This window comes from Promicromonospora sp. NPDC057488, from assembly GCF_042802395.1.
Lineage (GTDB): Bacteria > Actinomycetota > Actinomycetes > Actinomycetales > Cellulomonadaceae > Promicromonospora.
Map to the genome: position 1 here is coordinate 1 of NZ_JBHVEG010000302.1, position 4,056 is coordinate 4,056.

2 protein-coding genes are annotated in these 4,056 nt (G+C 71.7%); both read left to right on the forward strand.

Annotated elements, in window-relative coordinates; all coding sequences use genetic code 11:
• The first annotated feature begins 111 nt into the window (after nucleotides 1–111).
• Nucleotides 112–2,493 (forward strand): rhamnogalacturonan lyase, encoded by a 2,382-nt coding sequence (locus tag ACFU5G_RS29415; RefSeq protein ID WP_377252600.1) that lies wholly within the window; start codon nucleotides 112–114, stop codon nucleotides 2,491–2,493.
• A gap of 223 nt (nucleotides 2,494–2,716) precedes the next feature.
• Nucleotides 2,717–4,000: a serine hydrolase domain-containing protein gene (locus ACFU5G_RS29420; RefSeq protein ID WP_377252601.1), complete on the forward strand. Its 1,284-nt coding sequence runs from the start codon at nucleotides 2,717–2,719 to the stop codon at nucleotides 3,998–4,000.
• Nucleotides 4,001–4,056 lie beyond the last annotated feature (56 nt).

Below are 4,056 nucleotides of genomic sequence, written 5' to 3' on the forward strand. Positions count from 1 at the left end.
GTGCGCTTCTACCCAGCCATTGGGCCCGGAATCACGCGAGTTCCGGGCCCGATGGCTGGGTAGAAGCGCACGCCTTCGTGTGATCTGAGAGTTCAGAGAGGAATTCCATCCATGATCCCGAGAACCATCCGGACCGGCGCCGTGCTGGCGACGGCCCTGAGCCTGGGGCTGAGCGGGGTGGGCGCCGCGGCGTTCGCCGCCACCGTCCCGACCACCGCCCCGGCCACGGCCGCCACCACTGCCGCCGACCAGCCCACCACCCAGGGTGACGAGACCGCCCGAGGCGGCCGCCCGACGTCGGGCAGCGGAGGCACCAAGGTCGCCGAGAAGCTGGGCCGCGGGCTGGTCGCCGCCGCGACCAGCGAGGGTGTGTTCCTGAGCTGGCGGCTGCTCGCGCCCGAGGTCACCGGCCATACCGACGCCGGCCTGAAGGGCCCGGGCTTCGCGCTCTACCGCGACGGGCGGCGCATCGCCACGGTCACGGGCGCGACCAACTACCTCGACGCCGCGGGCACGGCCGACGCCCGCTACCGCGTGGTGCCGCTGAGCGGCCCGAACAAGGGCCGGGCGGCGCAGGCCGACGTGTGGGGCGACGGCCACCTGGACATCCCCCTGAACAAGCCGGCCGACGGTGTCACGCCCGCCGGCGAGACCTACACCTACCGCGCGAACGACGCCTCCGTGGCGGACCTCGACGGCGACGGCGACTACGAGGTCGTCGTGAAGTGGGACCCCTCCAACTCCAAGGACGTGTCCCAGGTCGGCTACACGGGCAACGTCTACCTGGACGCCTACGAGCTCGACGGCACGCAGCTCTGGCGCATCGACATGGGCGTCAACATCCGGGCGGGCGCGCACTACACGCAGTTCCCCGTCTACGACTACGACGGCGACGGCCGCGCCGAGCTGATGGTCAAGACCGCCCCCGGCACCCGTGTCACGACCTACCGCGACGGCCGGCCCGCCGGGCAGCGCTACGTGCCGATCGCGAAGGACGACCGCGCGGCCGGGGTACGCGACACGGACGACTACCGGATGTCGGCCGGGGACTACTACGAGCACCTCGTGGACACGTTCCGCGGCTGGTCTACGCGCCCCGAGGTGACCAGCGGGCAGTGGCCCGCCACGCTCGAGGAGGCGTGGGGCATCGAGTCCCGCTGGACCTACCCGCTGTCCGACGCCGACGCGCGCGCCGCCGTCGACCACTTCATCGACGTGTACGCACCCGCCCGCTCGACGCGCAACCAGCTCCGGCTGTTCGAGGGCTTCGTGATCAGCGGCCCGGAGTACCTCACGGTCTTCGACGGGCTCAGCGGCCGGCCGCTGGAGACCGTCGACTACGAGCCCGGACGCACCGACGACGGCCTGCGCTGGGGCGACTACGCCATGGCGCGCATCGAGCCCGGCAACCGGGTGGACCGGTTCCTGTCCGGGGTCGCGTACCTGTCCGAGGGCAAGGCCAGCGCCATCTTCGCCCGCGGCTACTACACGCGCTCGACGATCGCCGCGTACGACTGGAACGGCAAGAAGCTGACCAAGCGCTGGCTCGCCGACTCGGGCTGGACCCCCATGTCCAACCCGTTCAACGACAGCCCGCACGGCGTGCCCGGCACCTCGCCCGAGTGGGGCAGCATCACCACGCAGGGCTTCCACTCGCTGTCGGCGGCCGACGTCGACGGGGACGGTCGGCAGGAGATCGTCTACGGCTCCGCCACGCTCGACGACGACGGCTCGCTGCTGTACTCGTCGTTCGACACGCTGCCCGAGGGCTCCGCGAACCCCGGGGCGAACGCCGGCCTGGGGCACGGCGACGCCATGCACGTGACCGACATCGACCCGGACCGCCCGGGGCTGGAGATCTGGACCTGCCACGAGGGCGGCACCTGGGCGCCCTACGGCTCCGCGCTGCGTGACGCCGCGACCGGCGAGGTGCTGTTCGGCGAGTACTCGGGGCGCGACACCGGCCGCTCGATGATCGGCGACGTGCTGCCCGACGTGCCAGGCATCGAGGTGTGGGCGTCCATGCCGGACGGCACGCTCGGGTCGGGAACGCTGAGCGCCACGGGCGAGCAGGTGGCGACGTCGACCATGGGGACCAACCAGTCCGTGCGGTGGGCGGGCGACGGGACCACGCAGGTCGTGGACGGCGCGGACCCCGCGGTGCCGACGATCAAGGACTGGTCGCGCGGCGTCGTCGCGACCCTGGACGGGACGCTCACCAACAACGGCACCAAGGGCAACCCGTCGCTCGTCGCCGACGTGCTCGGCGACTGGCGCGAGGAGGTGCTGGTGCGCACCACGGACTCGACCGCGCTGCGGGTGTTCACCACCACCGAGCCGAGCGACATCGCGCTGTACACGCTCATGCAGGACCCGCAGTACCGCGTCGAGGTGGCGCGCCAGCAGACGACGTACAACCAGCCCTCGTACCCGAGCTTCTACCTGGCCTCGGACACGGACTGGTCGACGGTGCCGATCCCGGGCCGCCGCTGACGTCTGCCCGCGTGGGCAATTTGAGTTCGGTCGGTTGCGTTGAGACCGGTCGGTCAACTGACCGGTCTCGAGGCAACCGACCGAACTCGCATCCGCACCGCCCTCCTCCCAACGTGCTCACTCGCAGGGTGGAGTGCCTGGTCAGGATGTCCTTCTTGCGGGGGATCAGCTTTCGCCCGGTCCCCAGCAGACTGGCGGGGTGCCGAGACGAAGGAGCATCCCCATGAATGCACACCGCCGAGTCAGGGCAACCCTGGGCGTGATGGTGGCCGGCGTGCTGCCGATCACCGGAGCGGGAGCGATCGCGCAGGCCGCGCCGTCGGACACCCCGGTGAGCGCCGCGCCGTCGCCCGTGGCGGCGGTCGACGACCCGATGGCGCTGTCGCAGGCCGTGCTGGAGGCCGCCGAGCAGGCCGCGGGCCCCTCCGCCCGCGCCCGGACGGCGCCGAGCACGGACGTCCGCCGCGAGCTCGACCAGGCCGTAGCCGGCCTGGTGGACGACGGCGCCGTCGCCGTCACCGCGCGCGTCGAGACGCCGGACCTCACCTGGGCGGGCGCCGGCGGCGTCCGCGAGCTGGGCGGGCACGCCCGCGCCCGCACGGGCGACCAGTTCCGGGTCGCGAGCAACACCAAGCCGATGATTGCCACGCTCGTGCTGCAGGAGATCGAGAAGGGCACCTGGACGCTGGACACCAGCGTCGAGGACGTGCTGCCGGGCGCCCTGCCGCGCGACGTGACGATCGAGCAGCTGCTGAGCCACACCTCGGGCGCCCCGACGGCGTCCGAGTACCTGATCCTCGACAAGATGCAGGACCCGGCCGACATCGACGAGTACTTCGAGGTGCTGGGCGAGCACTACTCCGACGGCGACCACGTCCGGGCCGTGCACACCGCGCCCTGGGTGCTGGAGCCGGGCACGGGCTTCTCCTACTCCAACGCCGGGTTCGTGACGCTCGGCATGATGCTGGAGAAGGTGAACAAGACCGACCTGGACGACCTGCTCGAGGAGCGCGTGTTCGAGCCGGCCGGCATGCGGGCCAGCGACTACCCCGAGGGCCCCCGGAAGCGCGGGCCGTTCCTGCACGACGCCGCCTACACGGGCGCCGACGGCGCGGGCTGGTACTCGATCGAGAACTTCGACCCGACGCTGTTCCGCGCGGCCGGCGCCGTGACCAGCACGACCAAGGACCTCGCGGCCTTCAACGAGGCCCTGGTCACCGGCGAGCTGGTCAGCCCGGAGACCGTGACCGACATGCTCACCCCGCGCAGCGCCGAGATGATCGAGTACGGGCTGGGCACCTACCGCCTGCCCGACCCGTGCGTGCCCGGCGAGTATCTGTACGGGCACGACGGCGCGAGCTTCGGCACCCTTAGCGTCAACTTCACCTCGCTCGACGGCGAGCGGCAGATCGCGCTGGGCGTGACCGGGCGCAACGTGACGCTCGACCAGGAGGCGCTGTACGACTTCAACGACATGCTGGTCCCGATGCTCCAGGCGACCTGCTGACGTAGGTCCAGGGGTCTCGACAGGCTCGACCAGCGGGGCTACCGCGGGTCGAGCCT

What these genes read in the sequence shown, in the direction of transcription:
- ACFU5G_RS29415 (WP_377252600.1), top strand. Translation starts at nt 112, where the DNA reads ATGATCCCGAGAACCATCCGGACCGGCGCCGTGCTGGCGACGGCCCTG.
- ACFU5G_RS29420 (WP_377252601.1), top strand. Translation starts at nt 2,717, where the DNA reads ATGAATGCACACCGCCGAGTCAGGGCAACCCTGGGCGTGATGGTGGCC.